Below are 22,738 nucleotides of genomic sequence, written 5' to 3' on the forward strand. Positions count from 1 at the left end.
GGCCTGGCACCGCTGCGTTACCCCAGCACGGTGCCCATCTCGCGCAGCGCCTTGCGGATGATCTTGCCGGTGACGGTCATTGGCAATTCCGGCAGGAACACCACCTTGCGCGGGTACTCGTGGGCTGCCAGACGGTGCTTCACGAAATCCTGAATTTCCTTGGCCAGTGCGGCGGACGGCTCATACCCCTCGCGCAGCACGACGAAGGCCTTGACGATCTCCGTGCGGAGTTCATCCGGCTCACCGATGACAGCGGCGAACTGCACCGACGGATGTCGGATCAAGCAGTCTTCGATGGGCCCGGGGCCGATACGGTATCCGGCGCTGGTGATCACATCGTCCGAGCGTCCGGTGAACGTGATGTAGCCCTGCGCATCGACGAATCCCGAGTCCCCCGTGAGCAGGAAGTCGCCGCGATACTTGTCCATCGTGGCTTCCGGGTTATGCCAGTAGCCGAGGAACATGACCGGGTTGGGTCTTGCAATCGCGATGTTGCCGACGGCGCCCACCGGCAGCGGCGTGCCGTCGTCGTCGACGATGGTCACGTCATGCCCGCGAACAGCGCGTCCGATAGCGCCGGGCAGCGCCGGAAATTCAGCCGCGCATGACGAGACGACCATATTGCACTCCGTCTGCCCGTAGAACTCATTGATATCGACACCGAGGTGCTCGCGCCCCCAGGCCAGCAGTTCGGGGCCGAGTGACTCGCCACCGCTGGCGACGGAACGAAGTTGCAGCGGCCAGTGTTCGCGCGGCGACGGGACGGTGCGCAGCATCTTGAGCGCGGTGGGCGGCAGGAAGGTATTGCGCACGCCGTGGCGGGCCATCAGATCGAACGCGGCGACCGGATCAAACTTCTCGAAGCGTCGCGAGAGCACGGGCACGCCGTGATGCAGCGCGGGGAGCAGAACGTCCAGCAGTCCGCCGATCCAGGCCCAGTCGGCAGGGGTCCAGATCAGGTCGCCGTCTTGCGGAAAGCCGTTGTGCGACGTCTCGACGCCGGGCAAGTGGCCGAGCAGTACCCGGTGCGCATGCAGTGCGCCTTTGGGTTTGCCGGTGGTGCCGGAGGTGTAGATGATCAGCGCGGGGGCGTCGGCGCGGGTTTGGACGGGTTCGAAATGGGTGTCGCGCGATGCAATGGCGGGCCAGAGCGCGAGCAGGCCATCTTCGGCGACGCCCCAGTCCTGGTCGTCGGCGACGTGATGATGGGCTTCGGGGAGGTCGTCGTGGACGACATATACGAGGCGCAGGTCGGGCAGTTCGGCGCGAATGTCGTCGATCTTCGCAACGCTCGCGAGGTCGGTCACGAGCACGGCGGCGCCGGAGTTTTGCAGACGATAGGCGAGCGCCTCGGGGCCAAAGAGGGTGAAGAGCGGGACGGCGATGGCGCCGAGCTTGTAGGCGGCGACGTGGGCAACGAGGGTGGCGGGCGATTGCGGCAGGAAGATGCCGACGCGGTCGCCGGCCTTGACGCCGTGGGCGCGCCATTCGTTGGCGAGCTGATTCGAGAGTTGTTTCAGGACATCGAACGTGAGTCGCACGTGCGAGCCGTCGGCGCTTTCGTGGATGAGGGCGAGCCGGTTGGTGCCATCGGCCCACTTGTCGCAAACGTCGACACCGATGTTGAACAGGATCGGAATCTGCCAGGTGAAGGCGTTGGCCGTCGGCGTGTCGGTCGCGCGCTCGCCGCTGGCGTCATTTGACGTCTCTTGGGCGGAATCGCGGGAGGTGTCGGCATCCATGAGTGTCTCCGGTCATGTCAGGCCTCGCACGGTAACGCGAGGGGCGTTCACCGTACGTCTTCAAGCATGATGCATGCCGGACGGGCACAAAACAAGAGGGGGACGGGGGAAGCGTGAGCGTTTGGGCGGGGTGTGAGGCGATTTGGGTGGAATGAAGGCTTCACACGGCGGGATGAGCGGGTATAATGCCGGCTGCCGTGCGGTACCGGTCTGCGCCGGGGTTCCGACGCCGATTTTCCCGGACCGCACGCATCCCAAGTCGTCGCACCAGACGACCTCCCCTGCCACGACACCCGGTCGTGCGCAACGCCTCGGAGGCGTGCCAGAGTGGTTTAATGGACTGGTCTTGAAAACCAGCGAAGGGGTAACCCTTCCGTGAGTTCGAATCTCACCGCCTCCGCCAGTTTTTCCTTGGTTTTCCCGGTAGTGGTTGCTGACTTTTGTGGGTGATGCTCCGCAAAAATTCTGAGGGTGCTCCGCAAAAGCAGGAAATCGCACCGTGTGACGCGTCGCTTGGATAAGGCTCCGGCGAGTGCGGTTTGGTCCAATTGGTGGCGGCTTTCGGCCACAACCCGCCATTCAGCTAGCGGGGATACCTGCCGTTTGAGCGGCCGCAGTACCCTCAGTTTCCGGTCATTCCGGTAAGTCAACTTCTTGCCTTCTCGCAGAAGATATTGTTATTTGGCCCATAGGCTGGGATGCGGGATACAAAACGGCAAGTAACTGAAGCATGTCATTGACGATGATTACAGCGTCACTCTCCATCGACGTTAGACGGCGATGGACAACACGAGGAATTCGGTGCAAGCGATGCAAAGGATTCTGACATGTAATATAGTTCGTATCCCTCACAGCACCCCAGTGAGAGTGAACGAAGGTAGATGACCAAGAATAATACTTGTCATAAATGTCCTTGGCGCCGCACTGGTCCGCCAAGGTCCGAAGATTTGCTCTCGCCCAGTGGCCGATATCAATGTCAAGATATTCTTGCCACCTGTCTTCGTTCGCGATCTGATACAAAGCATCTTCGTCAATAAAATTCGGTAGATCGCCTACTACCTCTTGCACTTTCAGGAAAGCGAGCTTTGCTTGGCCGGCGCCGAATACGCGCCATCCAGACCAGAGTTTTTCATCGTCTTTTTGGCAAAGGTAACGGAGTGTGACATACGCCTCTACCAGCGCACGCAAGCCAAGCCTTCCGAGTATGCCTTCATGACACTGACCGCCGCCGATCTCATCGAGGATTGCCAGCGCGTAAAACACTAATCCGAAGGAGGAATCGAGTCGGCTGTCAGTTCTGACACTCGTTCGACATTCCATGAATCGATTGAGCACGTCCTGGCGGGCCGATAATACGTTAGTGCGCTCAAGGGCAGTAGGTGCCAATCTCTCTTGTGCCGGATCGGTCGGATCGAGACAGACTGTCTTATCTGAGCACTCTTGCCAGAAATCACTAACCCACTTCGCACCCGGTTTGCGACGGAAGGTCATTTCCATAGACCGGATGGAGGGCCGAACCGAGCGCATATCTCCTCTGTTCGGAAATTCAAAGAACTCTCGAATGCGTTCTTCGAAGGCTGGTCCGAATCGAACTCGATCAGCTAAAATTGCAAACATTACCTTGAACCATCGGACATCTGTCGAAGCCTCCGACTGGTGGTCGATGGTTTGACCGATCGCTCTAGCGAGAGTCTCCCAGTCGGCTGATTCAGGTTTAACGTCTAGCAGATGACGCCATCGATCGATTCTCGGAATCGAATCCAGCAGAGCGAGAGGTCTTAGCGCCGCGTACCCCAAAGGATGTCGAAGTGGAATCCGGAGGAAAATTTCAAACTGCTCGTCGGGTAGCTTTGCCAGCGCCTCATGATCGAGGATAGTAGAAAAATACACCGCATCTTCTGAGTTTGGATTCTGCGGCGGCGCCTCAAAGGCGACTCCGCCTTCGGCGAACCACTCCGCGGCGTTTTCCAAGATCACACGAAAGCAGCCTAGATATTGCTTGCGTGGTAAAACTGCGCATATCAGTGCAGCCCACAGCATCGGCGGCAGATGATCATCCGCCCACGATGACATTTGTACCTTGTCCATTTGCATAAACGGTGGACGAAGCTTAGTCCCGTCCCGTTTATGCCCGCTTAGGCCACTGTAGTTGTAGTCGCGATATTTGGATTTTCGCTTCGCGCTCTTCTTTTTATTCATCTAGCGTCCCTCGCGCTCAAGCTTGATACTCGTGGTCGGGTTTCTTCGTACAACGATGGTACACGTTATCCAGCCGTATACAAGGGGCGAGGACCCGCGGACCGACGCGATTGCTCGACGCACCACCTTCGGAAATTCGCTAGGGTGCAGACGAAGGCCCCGACCCGAGCCCATGTCGATAAAAATGCGACGATCCCCCAGTAGCCTTCCTGCGATGGAAGTCCGCTTGACTTCGTAAAGAGCCGTTGGTGCTTCGACATGCCGAAAGACCGTTCCGGATTGATATGTGCCAGTCACGTCAGACGTATATCGGCCAGAAACGGCCGTTCGCCTTCGCCTAAGAAAGGACACTCAGCTGTCGGTTCCTCGTTCAAAAGCGGACGTGCGCATGCCGAATTTCGGTAGATCACCTATTGACGCAATTGAGCCCGATTCTTCGTATTACAATTCGAACGCTGCGGACGGAAAAAACAAAGGGGAAACGTGGCTGATCTTACAGTGTTCGTCGACTACGACAATGTTCAAACAGCGCATACCAGCGCTGGATCTGTGAACCTGGCGCGCATGATCGTCTCGCTACTGCCGACGTCCGTGCTTGTCCGATACGCCGCAGTTACTGTTCGTCTGTACGGAGGATGGCGTTCCAAAGCAAATTTGACAAGGCTCGCGCAGCGCTTGATCCCCGATATACGGCAGAATTCGCCTGGCGTTTTCACCGGTCAGCACGAGGGAGCGAATTTTAGTTTGCGCCTAAATGTCGAACTTGCAGACAAGCCAATTGGCGCAACTTCACCGTTAGAGGAGACGCTTGTCCTTGATCGGGATCTCAGAAAGTTCAGGACGAAAGCGCATCCTTGGCAACACTGTACCAACGCAGGGAGCTGCGGATTCGGCGCGTTTGCAAGCATCGGACACGGTTCCGCATGCGGAAATTCGAGCTGTGCAATGAAACTAGGTGACTTGCTCGTTCGCGATGAGCAAAAAATGGTCGACACCCTGATTGTCGCAGATATGGCGCAAAGTGTTCACCTGGCCAAAGCGAGGGACATAGTCGTAGTGTCATCGGATACAGACATGTGGCCAGGAGTGCTATTGGCGCTCCGCGCCGGGTGTTCTGTGATTCACGTCCACACTAAGCACGGGTGGCGCACCCAGGGCCATTTGATTAGAACGATACCCAATCAACTCGGTCGTGGCTATAAACAAATGAGCGTATAAGAACGGGATATGGATATCAATCAGTTTAAGCGAATTCTTGCCGCCTTCGCCGATGAACCGTCGGACGTCGACGTCAGGCTTGGGAAGGTCGTGGCTCAAATAAGAGACGACTTGATTGACGTCTCGATCAAATATTCGAATGGTCCAGAGCAGTCTCTCCAAGTCGTCGAAAACGACGAACAATATCCCGCGCGGGTATGGCTCCTTAACCGAGTGGCGCGCTTACCGCAACTTGCTGATCGCATAATCGCAAGCAATAACGTTTCTGCGGAGACTGCGGCACGCTCACCTTTCGTAGTGCCAGCAGGTTCGCTGTCCTCGGATATCTCCAGCGCAGACAATGCGGACCTGGTTATAACTGACGTCGTTGAGACACTTTTGGGCCAGGCTACGAACACTCTACCTGGTGCCACTTCCGTCTTATACGTGACATCAGATGCAGGGGAGGGTAAAACCACCGTAATAAACCGTGCCGCGTGTCAGCAGGCACAGCGATTTAAAGCGAAGAAGGTTGGTTCTCTCATAGTACCCATCCCGCTCGGCGGGCGCACTTTTCTAACGTTTGATGACGCCGTCATCGCTGCACTGGTGAACAAGCTGCGTTTTAATTATTTGTATTTCGATGCATTCATCGAGCTGGTTCGAATGGGAGCAGTCATTCCAGCATTCGACGGCTACGAGGAAATGCTCGTCGAAGGAACGAAGAACGAGGCGGTTTCTGCGCTAGGAAACCTCGTGCAGTCGCTCAACTCATCGGGTACGGTATTTATTTCCGCACGCAAGGCGTTTTTTGAATACCTCAGTTTCAAGACGCAAGCCAGACTTCTTGATGCGATTGGCGACCGCTCCGCGTCATTCGCGCGACTTGGTATTGCCCGTTGGGACAAGAGGCGATTCTGCGAGTACGGGCGACTCCGGAATGCCGACGATCCAGGATCGACCTATGAAACGGTGGCAGCGCGTCTCGGTGCCGACCATCCGCTATTGACCCGAGCTGTGCTGGTGCGAAGATTGTTCGATGTCACGTCCGAGCAAGGTGATCGAGCAGCCTTGGCTGAACTGCTAGGCACGAATCCGCACGACTATTTTTTTACCTTTGTCGATGCGATAGTAAAACGAGAGGCATCGGAAAAATGGTTATCCAGAGTAGCCGGCGATGTCATGGAACCGTTGTTGTCGATCGACGAACATCATGAACTTCTCTCTCTGATTGCACAAGAAATGTGGCAGTCTTCGACTACTTCGCTTCGTTACGACGTATTGGATGTTCTTTCGGATATCTTTGCCGAAAGTAAGAAGAAAAGTGCGCTCGTTACACGCCAAATCAAGGAGCGGTTAAAACAGCACTCATTGCTTATCGCTGACGCATCCAAAGCAGTTTCACTTGCCTTTGATCACGAGGATTTTCAGAATTTTTACGTGGGAGAGAGCTTGGGACGGTTGCTCGCCCAAGCAGTTCGATCTGATCTACAGGCGTTCTTGTCTATCAATCTCCTGTCTAACGCCACTGTTGAACAAGCGGTTCAATATTTGTTGCGCCATAAAGCGGACGTACGATGCGTAGCTGATGCTTTGGCTCAGATTAACTCATCGGAGGCTGGCTTCTCATTTTGCAAAGAGAACTGCGGAGTATTGACACTTCGAATCGCCGAATGCATATCGGAAGGCGGGGGCACCTTCACTCTTGATTCGATGTTCTTTTCCCCTGATGCCCTTGCCGGCCGCAGTTTGGCTGGCTTGACGTTTCGCTCCTGCCATTTCCAGCCGACGGCGACGACAAACGGCAACTATAGCGACATTCGCTTTCAGGATTGCGAGTTCGAGCGCCTTGAATTAGACGTAAGGCTCCGTCCGTTTGAAAGCTGTGAGTTTATTTCGTGTCGGATCGACTCCGTCGTGTTGCTGCCTGATGACGAATACAGTTTTGAACCATTGCAAATCGATGCGTGGTTGTGCCGGGCCGGGGCGAATATTTTAGATGCCCCCACCCCAGAGGACGCTTCGCTCGAAACTCCCGATCAAAATCTAAAATTGCTCGAGCGTTTTTTGAGAATATTCCTCCGGACTACGCAAATCGACGAAGATGTCATCCGCATGAGACTTGGAAATGTAGCTGCGCCTCGTTTTTTCGATGAAGTGCTACCAGGGTTGATCGACTGCAAAGTACTAGAAGAAGTGACTTGGAAAGGACGCGGAATGCAGCACCGTTATAAGCTTATGCGACCGATGTCCGATGTGAGTGAGGCTCTTGAGCAAGCGTCTGGCTCGTTTGATCAATTTCTTTCGCTGATCCGCTCGACTAACAACGTGGAAAAACGCTAAGAGCCTGGAAGTGTTGCTGCGTCGGTACGGGAAAGGGACGACCGCTTCACGCTCGAAAGCGGCCGTCCAAATTCTGTTCAGATGAAAGACCGCAACGGGTCGATATCAGGCGTTGGAACCAAGAATCATCGCGTCGGCTCAATCTTAGCGCCCCGACGGTTCCGCATATAGCGCTCGGTAGTCGTGACGCTTGTATGCCCGAGTTGCTTCTGCGCGGCGCGTATGTCACCAACGTCCTCGGCTTTGTCCGTACCCGCTTTCGCCCTCAAATCACGAAATTGGTACTTCTTCGGATCGGGCAACCCAGCCGCCAGACGAGCCTCCACAAACATCGATTGAATCGACTTAAGGCCGACCCTTCGACCGCGCTCGTTCACTACCAGGAAAAAGCTCCGTGGATTATGGCCGATTTTCTGTTGAAAAATCCGATCAAGGGTTGCCTTAAGCCGCCCGGCCACACGATTACGGAGCTTCGCTTTCGTTTTTCCCTGTTGGATTACCAGGCAGCCATCCGATAAATCGCGCTCACTCATTTTGAGAACGTCGGAGGGACGCTGACCGGTCAGATAGGCCAAGTCCATGGCATCACGTAATGGCTGACGAGCGTGCTCATGGATGACGCGATATTCGTCGTCCTCGATGTACACGTCGCGCGGGCGCTCGCGATATCCCTTGATGCCCGCGCACGGGTTAGGCTGGTCTATGTAGCCCCATTCTCGGGCCTTGTTCCAGATATGTGAGAACACTGCCTTCTCCCGGTTCGCCCGCACCTGCCCTTCGGTGCCTTTGATCGCCTTTCCGGCAGCGCGCAAGGCGACCACAGTGCTCCGGACACGCCAATCCAAATACTGGCGGGTGTTGATTGGTTTGATCAGCTGGCGGGTCGTCAAAGAACGCGTAGAGCTTTGCGGAGCAGGATTTGGAGGGAATTGGCGGCACGCCATCGGGAAACTTCCCTATTTATTGTCGCCACAAAAAATAGTTGATGGGCGAGAATTTTTGTGCGCACAATAAATGCCCATGGATATCAGTTTCGACCCGACGAAAAGTGACCGGAATGTGCAGGAACGGGGTTTGCCGTTCACGATGGCCCAGGACTTCGAGTGGGACAGCGCGGTGATCGAAGAGGATGTTCGAGTCGACTATGGCGAAAGACGCTACCCGGCCTTCGGGTACATCGGTGACCGGCTTTTCGCATTGGCCTTCACGCCTCGCGCAAAAAAAATACACGTCATCAGCTTGCGCAAGGCGAATTCGCGAGAGGTGAAACGCTATGCCGAAACTTAAGCCCGGAACCGTCCTCCCTACACCGGCTGAGGACGCCAAGATCAAGAAGCAGATGCGTCAGGATTCGCAGAATCCGGAATGGACGAAGAAGGACTTCGCTAAGGCGCAACCTGCTCGTGAGGTATTGCCGGGGATTGTTGGCAAGGAAGCTGCCGAGAAACTGCTCAAGCCTCGCGGTCGACCCAAGGCCGAGGTCACCAAGGAGCGAATCAACATTCGGCTGTCGCCGGAGGTTGTCGATTACTTCAAGGCGTCGGGTAGTGGTTGGCAGACGAGAATCGATGCGGCATTACGGCAGTTCATTGCGGAGCATCCGCATTTGGCGTGATGGGCGCCGCCGAGATATTTTCCCGTGACCGATGCGCCGATACGCTCAATTGGCGATTCCGACATCGCTCTCATACTGAATGAATTGCCGACCAAACCCCAGCTTGCGGGCGATGCGGCGATTCCCCGTATTGACGACAGCACTCGTTGGCAACTGAGTGGTGTCACCAGCGTTGTAAGCGGCGACCATTCTGCTTGGGTATGCCCTAACGCCAAGCCTCTTGAGCGCCTGCGGTGCCAAGACTTCGATCGGACGCACGGGGATTGGTTTGCCGGACAGGACACTAGGTTTGGCCTTGGCGTACACCCCGACGCCTAACTTGACGATCGTGCCCTCGTCAACCAACTCCCGCAGCGCGCGGCTAAGTTGTGCCTCGCTCCCCATTTGCGCGAAGTCGGCCCGCAGAAAGACATCCGCTTTCCGCTTACGGAGCGATGTTTTCAGTTTGTCTCGCAGGTTCACCGCTTCAACGAGTCATGGCTTGCGCGCGCAACCGCTACGAGCGTTCACAGCAGTTCGAGTGCCAGCGCGATGCCCTGTCCTCCGCCAATGCAAAGCGTCACGATCCCGCGCCGACCGCCGCCACGCTGCATCTGATGTAACAGTCGCGTAGTCAGCACAGCGCCGCTCGCACCGATCGGATGTCCATGAGCAATCGCGCCACCCTCTACATTTACAACGTCTTCCGCAAAGCCCAGCTCGCGCAGACACGCCAGTGCGATGGCCGCGAACGCCTCGTTGATTTCTACGCGATCCACGTCGGATATAGACCAGCCGGCGCGCGCAATAGCCTGTCGCACGGCGGGGATCGGGCCCAGCCCGAAGAAACCCGGCTCCACCGCTCCCACGCCATAACTGACCAGCCGGGCCATTGGTGTCAGGCCATTGCGTTCGGCCCAGCCCCGCTCGGCGACGACCATCGCAGCCGCGCCGCTGTTCAGGCCGGGCGCGTTGCCTGCGGTAATCGTCCCGTCCTTGCGAAAGGCCGGCTTGAGCCCGGCAAGCGATTCGGCGCTGGTATCCGGCCGATTGTGCTCGTCGCGGTCGAACACCGTTGGGCCTTTGCGACCTGGCACCTCCAACGGCACGATTTCAGCATCGAAGCGTCCAGCTGCCTGAGCCTGCGCGAAGCGCTGTTGAGATCGCAGCGCCCAACGGTCCTGGTCTTCACGAGAGATGCCACACTTTGCTACGAGATCCTCAGTGTGCCAGCCTGAATGCTGACCGCTGAAGGCGTCATTGAGCCCGTCGAGCAGCATGCTGTCGAACAACGTCACGTCGCCCATTCGAGCGCCCCAGCGCCCTTGCGGTAGCAGATAGGGGCTGCGATCCATGTTTTCCATGCCACCTGCGATCGCGCACTCGATCATGCCGGCCCAGATTTCGGTGGCCGCACTGACGATGGCCTGCGCTCCCGACCCACAGACGCGGTTGACCGTAAGCGCCGGAACGTCGACCGGCAATCCCCCGCCGATGCCCGCCTGCCGCGCCGGATTCATTTTTACGCCGGCCTGAATCACATTGCCCATGACCAGCGAATGGACCTTGTCGGCGGCCAATCCAGCGCGCCCGAGGCTTTCGCGGATAACGGCAGCGCCAAGCGTCGGCGCTGGCACGTCCTTGAGTGTCCCGGCGTAGGTGCCGATCGCCGTACGCACAGGGCTGCATAGGACCACTTCAACGTTGCTCATGACCTTGCTCCTCAAAGGAATGACGCGGAATCAGGTAATACGGAAGATGATGCCGGCCAATGCAGTCCCGGTACGAGGGTGTTAAGGACCGTCCCGCCTTTCTTCAGGTTCAGATGACACTACAGGCTTGTCCGGATCCCTGGGCACCCGTGCGGTTCTGTTTCCGCGTTGACGGCCTTCTATGATGGCAGAGGCAGTCGTGGCCTTCTTGACGTATGTCAAGACACGTATGGCGCCGGCAGCGCGCCAAGCGGCCGTATCAACCCGTTTGCGCTGGATGCTCTGTCGAACCCGAGCGCCGACGCCCGGGGCTATTGCAGGAAGCACTGGGGCAAATTCGCTGCGGAAGGTGCGCCTCGTCGCCGCGCTGCACGACGGGTTCGATGCCCCAGTTGTGCGATTATGGGCACGATGCGATAGCTGGACACGATCCGGGCGCGATGCATCACCCTCCGACAGACATGTCCGTGATGTCCCGGCAATGACCGTAGAGGAGCATCGGCATGAGCACACGTGATGACGAAATTCGCCCGGCAGCCGCCACCGACTTCGATGCCATCCGCGCGTTGCTGGACACCTGTGGGCTACCCGCCAGCGACCTCACGACGCAAAGCCTCGACGGCTTCCACGTCGCCGTGCGCGACGCCGGGATTGTCGGGGTGGCGGGACTGGAACAAGCCGGCATGGCGGCCCTGCTGCGTTCGGTCGCTGTTCACCCGCGGCTGCGCGCGTCCGGTCTCGGTAGTCGCCTTATCGACGCTTCTATTGCGCTAGCGCAAACGCGATCGCTGCGCGCGCTGTACCTTATTCTGAACGACGAATCCGCCCACACATTCTTTGCACGGCGCGGGTTCATTCGCATCGAGCGAAACCACATTCCCGAAGCGATCCGCGCTCTGCCCGAATTCACTCATCTCTGCCCGCAGACGCACCCGTGCTTGTGGAAACCGCTGAATCCCGATGGCTCCAAGGTGCCTGCCATGAAGAAACTCGAAGTGTTTGATCCCGCCATGTGTTGCTCGACAGGCGTTTGCGGTGTGGACGTGGACCCCGTGCTGGCGCAATTCGCTGCTGACCTGAAGTGGGTCGACGCGCACGGCGTCACCGTGGCCCGCTACAACCTCGGCCAGGCGCCGCAAGCGTTCGCCGCCAACGCGGCGGTGGTCAAGGAAATGGAAGCCGGTATGGAACGGCTGCCGATCCTCGTGATCGACGGCCACATCGTATCGACGGGCATGTATCCGTCCCGCCAGCAACTCGCGCAGAAACTCGGCATTGCGCCGACTGCGGCGGAAAAGCCGCACATCAAGGCCGGCAACTGCTGCACGCCGGGTTCAGGCTGCTGCTAGGGGGCGCTCATGTCCCTTCCTGAAACGCAGACCCGATATCTGTTCTTCACCGGAAAAGGCGGCGTCGGCAAGACATCGCTTTCCTGTGCCACGGGGCTCGCCCTAGCGGATGCCGGCAAGCGGGTGCTCATCGTCAGCACGGATCCGGCCTCCAATCTCGACGAGGTACTTGGCGTCGGCCTGAGTCAGTTGCCGACGGCAGTGCCCGGCGCCGCGGGCCTGTTCGCGTTGAATATCGATCCCGAAGCCGCCGCGCAGGCCTACCGGGAACGCATGGTCGGGCCGTATCGCGGCGTCTTGCCTGCCGCGGCGATCCGCAACATGGAGGAACAGTTTTCCGGGGCCTGCACGGTCGAGATAGCGGCCTTCGACGAATTCTCCAAACTGCTCGGCGACCCGGCGGCAACGGTCGATTTCGATCACGTGATTTTCGATACCGCCCCGACGGGCCACACGCTACGTTTGTTGACGTTGCCGTCGGCGTGGAACGAGTTCATCTCGTCGTCGACTGGGGGCGCCTCGTGCCTCGGGCCACTGGCCGGGCTAGAGAAACAGAAGGCGCTGTACGCGGCGACTGTCGAACGCCTCTCGAACGCAGCGCAGACCACCGTCGTTCTGGTGAGTCGCCCGGAAGTTGCGGCGTTGCGCGAAGCGAATCGCACGCGGCACGAACTGGCCGAACTCGGCATTCACAACCAGGTGCTGGCCATCAATGGGCTCTTTGCCACGGACCGGCGTGACGACGCCATCGCGACCGCCATGGCGCAGCGTGCGCAGCAGGCGCTGGCCGACATGCCGCGAGAACTGGCTGGCTTGCCGCAGACGCGCACTCCGTTTCTGCCGCGCGGCACGGTCGGCCTGGACGCGCTGCGCGACATGGCGCATCCCGAGCGCGTGCGCATGCCGACCGAGCGCCGGATGCCCGAAACCGCCTTGCCGCCGGGCTTGGGGAGACTCGTCGACGAGCTGGCAACCACGGGCCACGGCGTAATCATGACGATGGGAAAAGGCGGCGTGGGCAAGACTACCGTAGCGGCAGCTATCGCCGTCGCGCTGGCGGGCCGTGGACACGACGTGATCCTCTCAACCACCGACCCGGCCTCGCATGTAGCCGCCACCGTCGATGGCGTCGTGCCTCGGCTGAGCGTCACCCGCATCGACCCGGCGCGCGAAGTGCAGCAGTACACCGAGGAAGTGCTGGGCAAAGCGGCATCGCATCTCGACGCGGGCGGCCGGGCGATGCTCGAAGAAGATCTGCGCTCGCCCTGCACCGAAGAGATCGCCATCTTCAGGGCCTTCGCGCGTACCGTCGATCAAGGCAAATCCGGCTTTGTGGTTCTGGACACCGCGCCCACCGGGCACACCATCCTGCTGCTCGATGCAGCCGAGGCCTATCACCGCGAAGTGATGCGTACACAGGGTGACATGCCGGAGTCGGTCCGTCAGTTGCTGCCGCGCCTGCGCGACCCGGACTACAGCCGAATCCTCATCGTCACGTTGCCGGAAGCGACGCCGGTTCACGAAGCGGAGCGCCTGCGCGCCGACCTCGCGCGCGCCGGGATATCGCCATACGCGTGGGTCATCAACCAGTCGTTGCTGGCGAGCGGCACGACCGATCCGATGCTATGTCAGCGAGGGACTTGCGAGGTGCCGTTCGTGCGCCGCGTGGCGGACAATCTGGCGCAGCGCACCGCATTGATTCCGTGGCTTGCCGAGGCACCGGTCGGGGCAGCCGGCCTCAAGCATGTGATCACGTCGCGGGCGGCCACGTAGTGCGCCGACCACCGCCCTGAAGCGCAATAGGCTGCGACACCGCTGAAATTCGAATCAGGAGATGGAACGAAAACGCATGCCTACAGACATTAACGCCGTAGTCATCGGAGGTGGCCAGGCCGGGCTTGCCACCTCCTACTTCCTGCGCCGTGCGGGACTCGACCATATCGTGCTGGATGACCAGAGCGCCCCCGGAGGCGCCTGGCGACATACCTGGGACTCGCTGCATCTGTTTTCGCCGGCGCAATGGAGTTCGCTGCCAGGCTGGCCGATGCCCGTATCACAAGACACGTACCCGACGCGCAACGAGGTCATCGACTATCTGGCGAGATACGAGGATCGTTATCACTTCCCAGTGCGGCGCCCCGTTCATGTCGAATCCGTTTCACGTGTACAGAATGGCTTGCTGGTTACCACTGATCGTGGGGAATGGCTGGCTAAGGCAGTGGTGAGCGCGACCGGTACGTGGAGCGCACCCTATATCCCAGACTACGCTGGACGCGAGATCTTTCGAGGTCGCCAAATGCATTCGGCGCAGTATCGCAACCCGGACGATCTGCGCGGAAAAAACGTGCTGGTGGTGGGCGGCGGCAACTCGGGTGCGCAAATCCTGGCGGAGGTATCGACAGTCTGCAACGCTATGTGGGTGACGTTGCAGGAGCCCGCTTTTCTTCCAGATGACGTGGATGGCCGAGTCTTGTTCGAACGCGCGACAGCCAAATGGCAGGCGCTTCGCGATGGGCACACGATGACGGCGCCGGTGGGCGGTTTGGGCGACATCGTCATGGTTCCGCCTGTACGCGACGCGCGTGCGCGAGGCGTTCTGCACTCAATGCGTCCGTTCAACCACTTCGATGCAGACGGCGTCGTGTGGAGCAACGGCACGCACTCCTGCGTCGATGTCGTGATCTGGTGCACAGGGTTCCGCCCCGCACTCAGACATCTTGACCCGCTGCAGATCTGCGACGGCGACGGATTACCAAGGACAGATGGGACGCACGCCCGAAACGAGGAACGCTTGTGGTTGGTTGGCTACGGAGAGTGGTGCGGGGCTGCGTCGGCCACGCTCATTGGTGTAATGCGTAGCGCTCGAGAGGCGGCGGGGAACATAGTCCAATATGTACGATGAAAACAGGACCGTTCCTTCGCGTTAAGCGGACGCTCGCAAGGCCATATGGAGCCGCTTGCGAATGACCGGTTGAATCCACAGCCGATTTCGGCCTTTCCCGTGTGTGCGCCACCGGCCATGAGCCATTACACAGGGCGACGCACTTGAAAGGCGATGGATTCGAGCATCCACTGATCGATGTCCCATTGCATCAACGCCTCGACCACCCCGCCCGATGCGCTCGGCGCCGCGTCGCTACGGACGAGCTGAATTGGGAAACGATCAAAAGTCCTGTCGCGCTTTTTTTCCTGCCAATGAAGTTCGACTTCGTTGCGGGTCATCAGAATCGAGTCACATAGCTCGCTGGTAGTCCCCTTCACTTACGGCTTGACATGTCGCTCGAGCAAATCAATATCGTCTCGCAATAGCTTCAACACGCCCGCCACACTTTGCTCGCTGAGCTGCCGCCCCGCATCTTGCTCGACCGAGCGCAGCGCCATGTCGGCAATCTGCTCCGCGATCTCGTCAGCCTTGCGCGGGCCGGACGGCGTGAACCACCAGGCTGTCCAGTTGCACATGCCGATGATCGAGAACGCGGCGACCTTGGCGTCCATCATACGAAACTGACCGCGTTCGATACCCAACTCAATCGCCTGCCGGAACTGTTCAAGCACCGCGCGCCGCGATTGCTCGGCGAGCTTCCTTTGCTTGAGCGGCAAGTTGTCCTCATTGCGCTCCACCACACGAAATTGCAACGGATGCGTGAGGATCAGATGAGCATGCCGCAACACTAGATGCCGCAACATCGCGGCCGGTTGCCGCAAATCCTCCGGTAACGCCTCGGAGGCCAACTCCCCCGCCGCGCGCGTGACCACCGTGGTCAACACTTCGAGAATCGCTTCCTTGCTCTTGAAGTAGTAGTACAGCGCCGGACGACTCACGCCCACGACATCCGCAATGTCGTTGAAGCTCGTCCCGTCGAAACCCCGCTCGATAAACAGCCGCGTTGCGACCTCCAGAATGTTCTCCCGCAACGCGTCGCTCTTTGTCTGTGCTTTGCTCATGACGACCTTCAGTTCCTCTTTTGACGCAGGCGTCAGAAAACCCCAACGATAACCAAATTCCCTTGCAGCGCAAAGCCCCGCAAGCATTTCGCCCCAGACTTTTTTACATCTCCGTCAAATTTCAACACGAATGTTTACTCATTCGTAAAAAACTGGACTAATATGTAAAAAAGGAGGTGAGGAGATGAGTCAACAACTGCAAGGTCGTAACGTCGGTCACGGCGCGACGGCGGGATTTCTCAACACGGACTGGAATCCGCGAGATCTGCCATTGGGCGCGACGACGCGTAATGTCGTCCTTCGCACGGCAGACGGCGCGGCAACGAGCGGCGCACTCTATACCGAAGGTTCGCCCGATACTGTTGTCTGCATCATGCATCCGCGTGAGTTCATGGCATGTCATTACCTGATCCCGGATATCGTGAATGCCGGCTATGCCGCATGGACACAGGCCCCGCGATCCGTCGGCAACGACATGCGGCTGGAACATGAGTTCGCGCTCTACGACGTCGCCGCCAGCATGCGATTCCTGCGCGAGGCGGGGTTCAAACGCATCATCCTGCTCGGCAACTCGGGCGGAAGTGGCCTCTACGCCCTCTACGCGCAGCAATCCGGGCTGGCGCCGGAAGCGCGAATCGAGCGCACACCAGGCGGACGTCCGACGAAACTGGCTTCGCTCGACATGCCGGCCATCGACGGTGTGGTTTTCGTCGCCCCCCACCCCGGACAAGGTGCCCTGCTGCAAACCTGCATCGATCCGTCGGTGACCAACGAGCAGGATGCGCTATCCGTCGACCCGACGCTCGACCCGTTCGACCCTGCCAACGGGTTCTCGCCGCGGCAGTCGGGGGTCGCCCCCGCGACACGTTACAACGCCGACTTCGTAGCGCGCTACCGGGCCGCGCAAACCGCTCGTGTGGCGCGTCTCGACGCCATGGCGCGCGATCTCATCGCGACGCGTCAAGGCGCACGCGAGCGCCTCAAACACGACTCGGATCGGACCGACGCACGCCTGCGCCGCATAGCCGCGCACACGCCCGTGATGACGATCTGGCGAACCGACGCCGACCTGCGCTGCTTCGATCTGACGCTGGACCCGTCCGACCGGCGTTTCGGCTCACTCTGGGGCAGCGATCCGTTCACCTCGAACTACGGTTCGGTCGGTTTCGGCCGCGTCTGCTCTCCCGAGGCGTGGCTCTCCACATGGTCGGGGTTGTCCTCGAACGCCTTGCTGTCGAAAACCGCATCGGCCATCGTGCAGCCTACGCTGCTCATCGAGTACACGGGCGATCAGGCCTGCTTTCCCAGCGTCATCGCCGACATCTACGCCAGTCTCGGCTCGACGCGGAAGTCGCACCGGCGTGTACGCGGCGACCACCACGGCCGCGCGCTGGCCGATGGCGAAGAAGCCGGACGCTACATCGCCGGTCGCCTGCTGCAAGACTGGCTGCGCGAGACCTTCCCGCAATGACACGCCCTGCCCCTACCCCCCCAATGCACTACCGAACTTCGGGAGACCCGACATGAAGTTGAACGACATCCCCGCAGCCGATCTCGCCTTGCGTCTGCACGGCGTGGATCACACGGCGCGGCCGACCTGGCGACTGCGGCAAACGGTCGAGTTCTATCGTGACATTCTCGGCCTGCCGCTGATTCACACGATTTCCGCCCGCGGCTGGGGGCCGGCAACACACCCCGACTTCCTGCACTTCTTCTTCGATAGCGGCCACGGCAGCACGATCGCCTTCTTCTACTATCTCGGCAGTGAGGAACCGGTGTCCCTCGCCAATCGACCTGGCCGGGCACCGTTGCCCGACGACCACGTATTCGACGCCACGCACACCGCATGGCGGGTCGACAGCCCGGAGGCATTGCGGGCCTGGAAGACCCGGCTGGAAGCGCGTGGCGTGGAAGTCTCGACCGAGACGGCGCACGAGGTGATCGAGTCGATTTACTTTCGCGACCCGAACGGCTACTTCATCGAGATCACCCGCAAGCTGCGCGCGCTGGAAGGCATCGATGCGCGCGACGCGTCGGCCACGCTCGAGGCCGCCATGGAAATCGAAGATGAAGCCCTCGCAGGAGGCGCCCCCTTCACCTGCATCGACACCGTTTGGCAACGCAAGGCTCAGCGCCTCGGCCAACGTCTGCATGGGGAGCGTCAGTCATGAGGACTCAAACGCCACAGCCCCGCCAACCGCTGCAAATCTTCGTCCTTAATGTGCCCGAATTTGCGCCGCTGACCGAAGCCGCACGGCAGTTGCCGTCGTGCCGGGTCGAAGCCCGCGGCGACTACACCGTGATTTCCAGCGATGTGCCGATTGCTTTCGAGCGTCGCGCACTGGGCCTGAAGCCCGCCGTCTGGTACGGATTGTTCACGGGCGGCCTCGACGGCCGAATCGAAAGCTATGAACGCGACATCGTGCGGATCGCCCCGCGCGCATAACGTCGCCACCGGAACGTGCAGGAGACACTATGAGCGGTATTTATCACCGTATCGACGGCGTGACGTACTGTCCGCCGGACCTGGCGCAGCGCTATTTCGCGTCGAACGCCTGGGTCGACACCACCCTCGGCGACGCGTTGCGGGCGACCGCCGCGCGTGTCCCGGCACGCTCGGCCTACCTCAGTGATGAGGCTACGCTGACCTTCGTCGAACTCGACTCGCGCAGCGAACGGCTTGGTGCGGCGCTCATCGAACTGGGCCTGCGCCCGGGCGACCGAGCGGTCTTCCAAATGGGCACCAACGTCGACACCGTCGTCGCACTGATGGGGGCCTACAAGGCGGGCGTCGTTCCCGTGTGTGCGGTGCCGCAATACCGTGAAGTGGAAATCGGCCAACTGGTTTCACAGTCCGAGGCGCGCGGCTACTTCGTGCAAGCGGATTTCTCCGCGTTCGATCTCGTCGGGTTTGCCCGTCAAATGATGGCGCGGCACGCGTCGCTGGAGCATCTGCTGGTGGCGCGCGGGAAGCAGGATGATCGTGCCGGCACCGGCCATCACGCCATCGAACGTCTTATCGACGCGATGCCACTCGAGCGCGCGCGCGACGTGCTGGGCAACCTTCGCATCGGTAGCGAGGACGTGCTGAGCTTCCAACTCTCGGGCGGCACGACCGGTGTGCCGAAGATCATCCCACGCTTTCATGCGGAGTACATCGGTCACTCGCTGACATGGATGCGCCATATCGGCATGTCCGAACACAGCCGCATGATCTGGTCGCTGCCATTGCTGCACAACGCCGGCCAGCTCTACGTGCTTGCGTCCACCGTGGCAACCGGCATGACGACCGTGCTGATGCCCCGTGTCGACATCGCCCGCATGCTCACGCTGATCGAGATGCACCGCGTCACGCATGGCCTCTCCATCGGGCCAGTCGCACCGCAAATGATCGCGTACAAGGATGTTGGCAAACACGATCTTTCGTCGCTGCAACTCTTCGGCACGATGAGCCGCGCCGACTCGCTTGAAGCCCACCTCGGCGTACCGTGCTTCAACCTCTACGGCACGACCGAAGGCCTGCTTATGGGGGCCGGCGCGCATCTGCCAGCGACGTTGCGTCACCACACGCAAGGGCTATCCGGGTGCGACGACGACGATATTCGTGTGCTGTTTCCGGGCACGGATACGCCCGCCGAAGCAGGTACCGCAGGCGAACTCTGCTTTCGTGGACCGTCGAGCCTGCGCGGCTACTACAAGGCGCACGACGCAACGGCGCAGACGCTCACGCCGGACGGTTTCGTGCGCACCGGCGACATGGTCACGGAAAAGGTCATCGACGGCGTGCGCTGCTTCGCCTTCGAAGGGCGTCTGCGCGACAACATCAATCGCGGTGGCGAGAAGATCGGCTGCGAAGAGGTCGAAGCGTTTGTCAGCCATCATCCGGCCGTTGCCGACGCCAAGCTGGTCGCCATGCCCGACCCGATCTACGGCGAGCGGGGTTGTGTCTATCTCATCCTGCGCCCCGGACATGTCGCGCCTTCCGTCACCGAACTCGCCGCGTTTCTCATCGGCCAGGGGCTGGCGAAGTTCAAGTGCCCGGAGCGTATCGAGACGGTCGACGAATTTCCGGTGACCCGCGTCGGCAAGGTCGACAAGGCATCGCTGCGGGCGGCCATCGCCGAACGCCTTGCCACCGAAACCGCGCGTACCACCACCGCCCAGACGGCAAAGGCGGACGCATGATCAGCACCGAATACGTGGTGAGCGAGCAGCCCTTCGTAGTGCGCCGTCAGGTACGATGGGGCGAGTGCGACCCGGCTGGCGTCGTCTACACGGCGACCTTTTCCGACTATGTCATCTCCATCGCCGAATTGTTCTATGGATCGCTCTTTGGCGGCACACCACAGGCCGTCAAGAACCGACACGGATTCGGCACCCCCACCCGCGCGCTGACATTCGACTTCCACCGCTCGCTCTGGCCGGACGACGCGTTCGACGTCACCGTGGAAGTCGCCGAAGTTCGCACCCGAACCTTCACCTTGTTGATGACGGCGCGCAAAGCCGACAACGACATCGCCTTCATTGCACGACTCACGCCGATCTGCATCCAGCGCGGCGCGCGCGAGTCGATCGAGATGCCGTCGGTGCTGCGCGCGGCGCTCGAACAATACCGAGCCCGCAACGAACACGCCGCAGCCCCCTCACTCGCCGGAGACATCACCCTATGACGCCTACCCCATTTCGCATTGGTCAGATCGTGCCCAGTTCCAACACCACGATGGAGACCGAGATTCCCGCCATGCTGCGCGCGCGTGAACAGGTCCTGCCCGAGCGCTTCACCTTCCATTCGAGCCGCATGCGCATGCATCGCGTGGTGAAAGAGGAACTTGCGGCGATGAACGCCGAGGGCCTGCGCTGTGCCGCCGAACTCGCCGACGCGCGTGTGGATGTCATGAGTACCGCTTGCCTCGTGGCCATCATGGCGATGGGGCCGGGCTACCACCGCCAGGTTGAGGAGGACCTGCGCCGCGTCAGCCGCGAGAACCACTGCACAGCCGCCATCATGACGTCGGCCGGTGCACTCGTCGCCGGGTTGAAGACGCTGGGCGCGCGCAAGATCGCGCTGATGGCCCCGTACATGAAGCCGCTCACGCAAGCTGTGGTCGAGTATATCGAGCACGAGGGCATCGAGGTGCTCGATGCTCTGTCGTTCGAAATTCCCGACAACCTTGAGGTCGGACGCCGCGACCCCATGCAGTTGCTCAACGACGTCAAGCGGCTCAATACGGCCAATGCAGACGTCGTGGTGCTGTCCGCCTGCGTGCAGATGCCGTCGCTGCCTGCGATCCAGATCGCGCAGGACCGGCTCGGCCTTCCCGTGACGTCGACCGCCGTGAGTACGGTGCGCCAGATGCTCGATCACCTCGGTCTGGCCCCTGAGGTGCCCAACGCCGGTGCCCTGCTGGCCGTGCCGAGCGCACGACCACTGACACGTATAGCCTGACGCCCCCGCCATCTTCGCCAGTCAAAAATCAAGGAGCCCATCATGAGAATCGCCGTCATCGGTGGCGGGCCTGCCGGCCTGTACTTCTCGCTGTTGATGAAACAGCGTCATCCGCACGACGAGATCGTCGTGCACGAGCGCAACGCCGCCAATGCCACTTATGGCTGGGGGGTTGTCTTCTCGGACATTGCACTTGCGTTCCTGAAAGAGGCGGACGAGGCATTCTTCCGCAAGTTCACCGCGCACCATACCCGCTGCGATTACATGGAGATCGTGCATCAAAGCGTGCCGGTGCGCCTGAGCAACAATCACTTTTCGCGCACGTCCCGCATCGATATGCTGCGCGTACTACAGCAAGCCTGCGCGCAAGCAGGTGTCGATGTTCGCTATCAAAGCCACGTCACCGATCCGGCCCAACTCCCCGACGCCGACGTGATCATCGCCGCCGACGGCGTGAACAGCGACGTGCGCACCCATCTGGCCGAACACTTCATGCCGAGCTTCGACGAGCGACGCAACAAGTTCGCGTGGTACGGCACGTCGCAGCTCTTCCACCCGGTGTCGTTGATCTTCCGTCAGACGCCGCACGGCGTGTTCATGGCGCACGCATATCAATACAGTCCCGATCGCTCAACGTTCCTCGTGGAGGTCGATCCCGAGACATGGCAGCGCTGCGGCCTCGACACCGCCGCCGAGGACGAGAGCCGCGCGTTCTGCGAGCAGATCTTTGCCGACGACCTGCAAGGTCATTCGTTGCTGACCAACCGGTCGAACTGGTTTCAGGCACGGGTGGTCAGCAATGCGCGCTGGTCGCACGGCAACGTGATTCTGCTTGGCGACGCCCTGCGCAGTGTGCACTTCTCGCTTGGCTCGGGCACGCGCATGGCCATGCAGGATGCCATCGCCTTGTTCGAAGCGCTGTCGGCGCATCGGGATGACGTGCAAGCGGCGTTCGCATCGTTCGAGCAAAGCCGTCGCGGTGCCTCTGATCGCTTTCAGGACGCCGCCAGACGGAGCCTCGACTGGTACGAGTCCGTTGGCCAGCGCATGCACCTCGATCCCGTGAGCTTTGCATACGACTACATGCTGCGCACGGGACGCGTCAGTCACGAAGACCTTCGTCGGCGAGATCCTGCGTTCATCGCACAAGTAGAGACCAATGCCGCCGTCCCGGTGCACGGGCGCGCCGCATAGCTGCCAGCCTCATTCAT

The 22,738-nt window shown here is 60.3% G+C and carries 20 protein-coding genes and 1 tRNA gene; 14 read left to right on the forward strand and 7 right to left on the reverse strand.

Translation table 11 applies throughout. From position 1 onward, the window contains the following. Nucleotides 1–17: 17 nt before the first annotated feature. A complete protein-coding gene (locus OYT13_RS14670; protein ID WP_017233493.1) occupies nt 18–1,742 on the reverse strand; it encodes an acyl-CoA synthetase in 1,725 nt (574 codons plus the stop codon). A gap of 313 nt (nt 1,743–2,055) precedes the next feature. Between OYT13_RS14670 and OYT13_RS14675 the strand changes: the two genes are divergently transcribed. Beyond that, nucleotides 2,056–2,145: transfer RNA gene (locus tag OYT13_RS14675), tRNA-Ser, on the forward strand. Between the two features lie 230 nt (nt 2,146–2,375). Here OYT13_RS14675 and OYT13_RS14680 read toward each other — a convergent pair. Then, entirely contained in the window at nt 2,376–3,941 is a 1,566-nt protein-coding gene (locus OYT13_RS14680) for a DUF5677 domain-containing protein (RefSeq protein WP_268566470.1), read from the reverse strand. A gap of 1,227 nt (nt 3,942–5,168) precedes the next feature. On the opposite strand from OYT13_RS14680, the gene OYT13_RS14685 reads away from it, so the two are divergent. Beyond that, complete coding sequence (locus OYT13_RS14685; RefSeq protein WP_268566471.1) at nt 5,169–7,481, forward strand: hypothetical protein; 2,313 nt, start codon at nt 5,169–5,171, stop codon at nt 7,479–7,481. 125 nt (nt 7,482–7,606) lie between these two features. Here OYT13_RS14685 and OYT13_RS14690 read toward each other — a convergent pair whose 3' ends face one another. Next, complete coding sequence (locus OYT13_RS14690) at nt 7,607–8,371, reverse strand: tyrosine-type recombinase/integrase (RefSeq protein WP_268566472.1); 765 nt, start codon at nt 8,369–8,371, stop codon at nt 7,607–7,609. 130 nt (nt 8,372–8,501) lie between these two features. Between OYT13_RS14690 and OYT13_RS14695 the strand changes: the two genes are divergently transcribed. Together OYT13_RS14695 and OYT13_RS14700 are read left to right on the forward strand one after the other, a co-directional pair. Further along, nucleotides 8,502–8,768, forward strand: a complete 267-nt coding sequence (locus OYT13_RS14695) for a BrnT family toxin (protein ID WP_268566473.1) — start codon at nt 8,502–8,504, stop codon at nt 8,766–8,768. 52 nt (nt 8,769–8,820) lie between these two features. Continuing rightward, the gene (locus OYT13_RS14700; protein ID WP_410007592.1) at nt 8,821–9,096 is read left to right on the forward strand and encodes a BrnA antitoxin family protein; all 276 of its coding nucleotides are present in this window, start codon (nt 8,821–8,823) and stop codon (nt 9,094–9,096) included. A gap of 45 nt (nt 9,097–9,141) precedes the next feature. Here OYT13_RS14700 and OYT13_RS14705 read toward each other — a convergent pair whose 3' ends face one another. Both OYT13_RS14705 and OYT13_RS14710 read right to left on the reverse strand, forming a co-directional pair. Continuing rightward, nucleotides 9,142–9,558, reverse strand: coding sequence for a DUF6088 family protein (locus OYT13_RS14705; protein ID WP_261938397.1), 417 nt, complete (start codon nt 9,556–9,558; stop codon nt 9,142–9,144). A 44-nt stretch (nt 9,559–9,602) separates the two neighbouring features. Then, a complete protein-coding gene (locus tag OYT13_RS14710) occupies nt 9,603–10,787 on the reverse strand; it encodes a thiolase family protein (RefSeq protein ID WP_268566474.1) in 1,185 nt (394 codons plus the stop codon). 503 nt (nt 10,788–11,290) lie between these two features. On the opposite strand from OYT13_RS14710, the gene arsD reads away from it, so the two are divergent. The 3 genes from arsD (at nt 11,291) to OYT13_RS14730 (ending at nt 15,038) form a co-directional block, all read left to right on the forward strand. Further along, nucleotides 11,291–12,136 carry an arsenite efflux transporter metallochaperone ArsD gene (gene arsD / locus OYT13_RS14720; protein WP_268566475.1) on the forward strand — a complete coding sequence of 282 codons (846 nt, stop codon included), beginning with the start codon at nt 11,291–11,293 and terminating at the stop codon, nt 12,134–12,136. Between the two features lie 9 nt (nt 12,137–12,145). Beyond that, on the forward strand, nt 12,146–13,909 hold the full coding sequence (gene arsA, locus OYT13_RS14725) for an arsenical pump-driving ATPase (protein ID WP_268566476.1): 1,764 nt from the start codon (nt 12,146–12,148) through the stop codon (nt 13,907–13,909). Between the two features lie 76 nt (nt 13,910–13,985). Next, nucleotides 13,986–15,038 (forward strand): ArsO family NAD(P)H-dependent flavin-containing monooxygenase, encoded by a 1,053-nt coding sequence (locus OYT13_RS14730; RefSeq protein WP_268566477.1) that lies wholly within the window; start codon nt 13,986–13,988, stop codon nt 15,036–15,038. A 125-nt stretch (nt 15,039–15,163) separates the two neighbouring features. Here OYT13_RS14730 and OYT13_RS14735 read toward each other — a convergent pair whose 3' ends face one another. Continuing rightward, nucleotides 15,164–15,358 carry a hypothetical protein gene (locus OYT13_RS14735; protein WP_268566478.1) on the reverse strand — a complete coding sequence of 65 codons (195 nt, stop codon included), beginning with the start codon at nt 15,356–15,358 and terminating at the stop codon, nt 15,164–15,166. A 39-nt stretch (nt 15,359–15,397) separates the two neighbouring features. Next, entirely contained in the window at nt 15,398–16,168 is a 771-nt protein-coding gene (locus OYT13_RS14740; RefSeq protein WP_232424595.1) for a TetR/AcrR family transcriptional regulator, read from the reverse strand. A gap of 97 nt (nt 16,169–16,265) precedes the next feature. Between OYT13_RS14740 and OYT13_RS14745 the strand changes: the two genes are divergently transcribed. From OYT13_RS14745 to OYT13_RS14775, 7 genes are read left to right on the forward strand one after another with little or no spacing between them, the layout of a single operon-like run. Further along, nucleotides 16,266–17,552 (forward strand): alpha/beta hydrolase, encoded by a 1,287-nt coding sequence (locus OYT13_RS14745; protein ID WP_268566479.1) that lies wholly within the window; start codon nt 16,266–16,268, stop codon nt 17,550–17,552. A 52-nt stretch (nt 17,553–17,604) separates the two neighbouring features. Continuing rightward, the gene (locus tag OYT13_RS14750) at nt 17,605–18,252 is read left to right on the forward strand and encodes a VOC family protein (protein WP_268566480.1); all 648 of its coding nucleotides are present in this window, start codon (nt 17,605–17,607) and stop codon (nt 18,250–18,252) included. Further along, nucleotides 18,249–18,527 (forward strand): hypothetical protein, encoded by a 279-nt coding sequence (locus OYT13_RS14755; RefSeq protein WP_232424593.1) that lies wholly within the window; start codon nt 18,249–18,251, stop codon nt 18,525–18,527. The genes OYT13_RS14750 and OYT13_RS14755 overlap by 4 nt, the downstream gene beginning before the upstream one ends. Before the next feature lie 29 nt (nt 18,528–18,556). Continuing rightward, nucleotides 18,557–20,266: an AMP-binding protein gene (locus OYT13_RS14760; protein WP_268566481.1), complete on the forward strand. Its 1,710-nt coding sequence runs from the start codon at nt 18,557–18,559 to the stop codon at nt 20,264–20,266. Next, nucleotides 20,263–20,751, forward strand: coding sequence for an acyl-CoA thioesterase (locus OYT13_RS14765; protein ID WP_261938390.1), 489 nt, complete (start codon nt 20,263–20,265; stop codon nt 20,749–20,751). The genes OYT13_RS14760 and OYT13_RS14765 overlap by 4 nt, the downstream gene beginning before the upstream one ends. Then, nucleotides 20,748–21,527, forward strand: coding sequence for a maleate cis-trans isomerase family protein (locus OYT13_RS14770; RefSeq protein WP_150564079.1), 780 nt, complete (start codon nt 20,748–20,750; stop codon nt 21,525–21,527). Before OYT13_RS14765 ends, OYT13_RS14770 begins: the two co-directional genes overlap by 4 nt. Nucleotides 21,528–21,569: 42 nt before the next feature. Continuing rightward, the gene (locus OYT13_RS14775; protein WP_268566482.1) at nt 21,570–22,721 is read left to right on the forward strand and encodes an FAD-dependent monooxygenase; all 1,152 of its coding nucleotides are present in this window, start codon (nt 21,570–21,572) and stop codon (nt 22,719–22,721) included. Nucleotides 22,722–22,738 lie beyond the last annotated feature (17 nt).

This window comes from Pandoraea sp. XJJ-1 (assembly GCF_026802345.1).
GTDB classification, from domain to species: Bacteria; Pseudomonadota; Gammaproteobacteria; order Burkholderiales; family Burkholderiaceae; genus Pandoraea; species Pandoraea cepalis.

Bases quoted from the DNA above. Each gene is read 5' to 3' on its own strand.
- OYT13_RS14770 (WP_150564079.1), top strand. From the start codon at position 20,748: ATGACGCCTACCCCATTTCGCATTGGTCAGATCGTGCCCAGTTCCAAC.
- OYT13_RS14730 (WP_268566477.1), top strand. From the start codon at position 13,986: ATGCCTACAGACATTAACGCCGTAGTCATCGGAGGTGGCCAGGCCGGG.
- OYT13_RS14745 (WP_268566479.1), top strand. From the start codon at position 16,266: ATGAGTCAACAACTGCAAGGTCGTAACGTCGGTCACGGCGCGACGGCG.
- OYT13_RS14685 (WP_268566471.1), top strand. From the start codon at position 5,169: ATGGATATCAATCAGTTTAAGCGAATTCTTGCCGCCTTCGCCGATGAA.
- OYT13_RS14760 (WP_268566481.1), top strand. From the start codon at position 18,557: ATGAGCGGTATTTATCACCGTATCGACGGCGTGACGTACTGTCCGCCG.
- OYT13_RS14740 (WP_232424595.1), bottom strand. From the start codon at position 16,168: ATGCTTGCGGGGCTTTGCGCTGCAAGGGAATTTGGTTATCGTTGGGGT.
- OYT13_RS14750 (WP_268566480.1), top strand. From the start codon at position 17,605: ATGAAGTTGAACGACATCCCCGCAGCCGATCTCGCCTTGCGTCTGCAC.
- OYT13_RS14695 (WP_268566473.1), top strand. From the start codon at position 8,502: ATGGATATCAGTTTCGACCCGACGAAAAGTGACCGGAATGTGCAGGAA.
- OYT13_RS14670 (WP_017233493.1), bottom strand. From the start codon at position 1,742: ATGGATGCCGACACCTCCCGCGATTCCGCCCAAGAGACGTCAAATGAC.
- OYT13_RS14755 (WP_232424593.1), top strand. From the start codon at position 18,249: ATGAGGACTCAAACGCCACAGCCCCGCCAACCGCTGCAAATCTTCGTC.
- arsD (WP_268566475.1), top strand. From the start codon at position 11,291: ATGAGCACACGTGATGACGAAATTCGCCCGGCAGCCGCCACCGACTTC.
- OYT13_RS14775 (WP_268566482.1), top strand. From the start codon at position 21,570: ATGAGAATCGCCGTCATCGGTGGCGGGCCTGCCGGCCTGTACTTCTCG.
- OYT13_RS14700 (WP_410007592.1), top strand. From the start codon at position 8,821: ATGCGTCAGGATTCGCAGAATCCGGAATGGACGAAGAAGGACTTCGCT.
- OYT13_RS14710 (WP_268566474.1), bottom strand. From the start codon at position 10,787: ATGAGCAACGTTGAAGTGGTCCTATGCAGCCCTGTGCGTACGGCGATC.
- OYT13_RS14765 (WP_261938390.1), top strand. From the start codon at position 20,263: ATGATCAGCACCGAATACGTGGTGAGCGAGCAGCCCTTCGTAGTGCGC.
- OYT13_RS14735 (WP_268566478.1), bottom strand. From the start codon at position 15,358: ATGACCCGCAACGAAGTCGAACTTCATTGGCAGGAAAAAAAGCGCGAC.
- OYT13_RS14680 (WP_268566470.1), bottom strand. From the start codon at position 3,941: ATGAATAAAAAGAAGAGCGCGAAGCGAAAATCCAAATATCGCGACTAC.
- arsA (WP_268566476.1), top strand. From the start codon at position 12,146: ATGTCCCTTCCTGAAACGCAGACCCGATATCTGTTCTTCACCGGAAAA.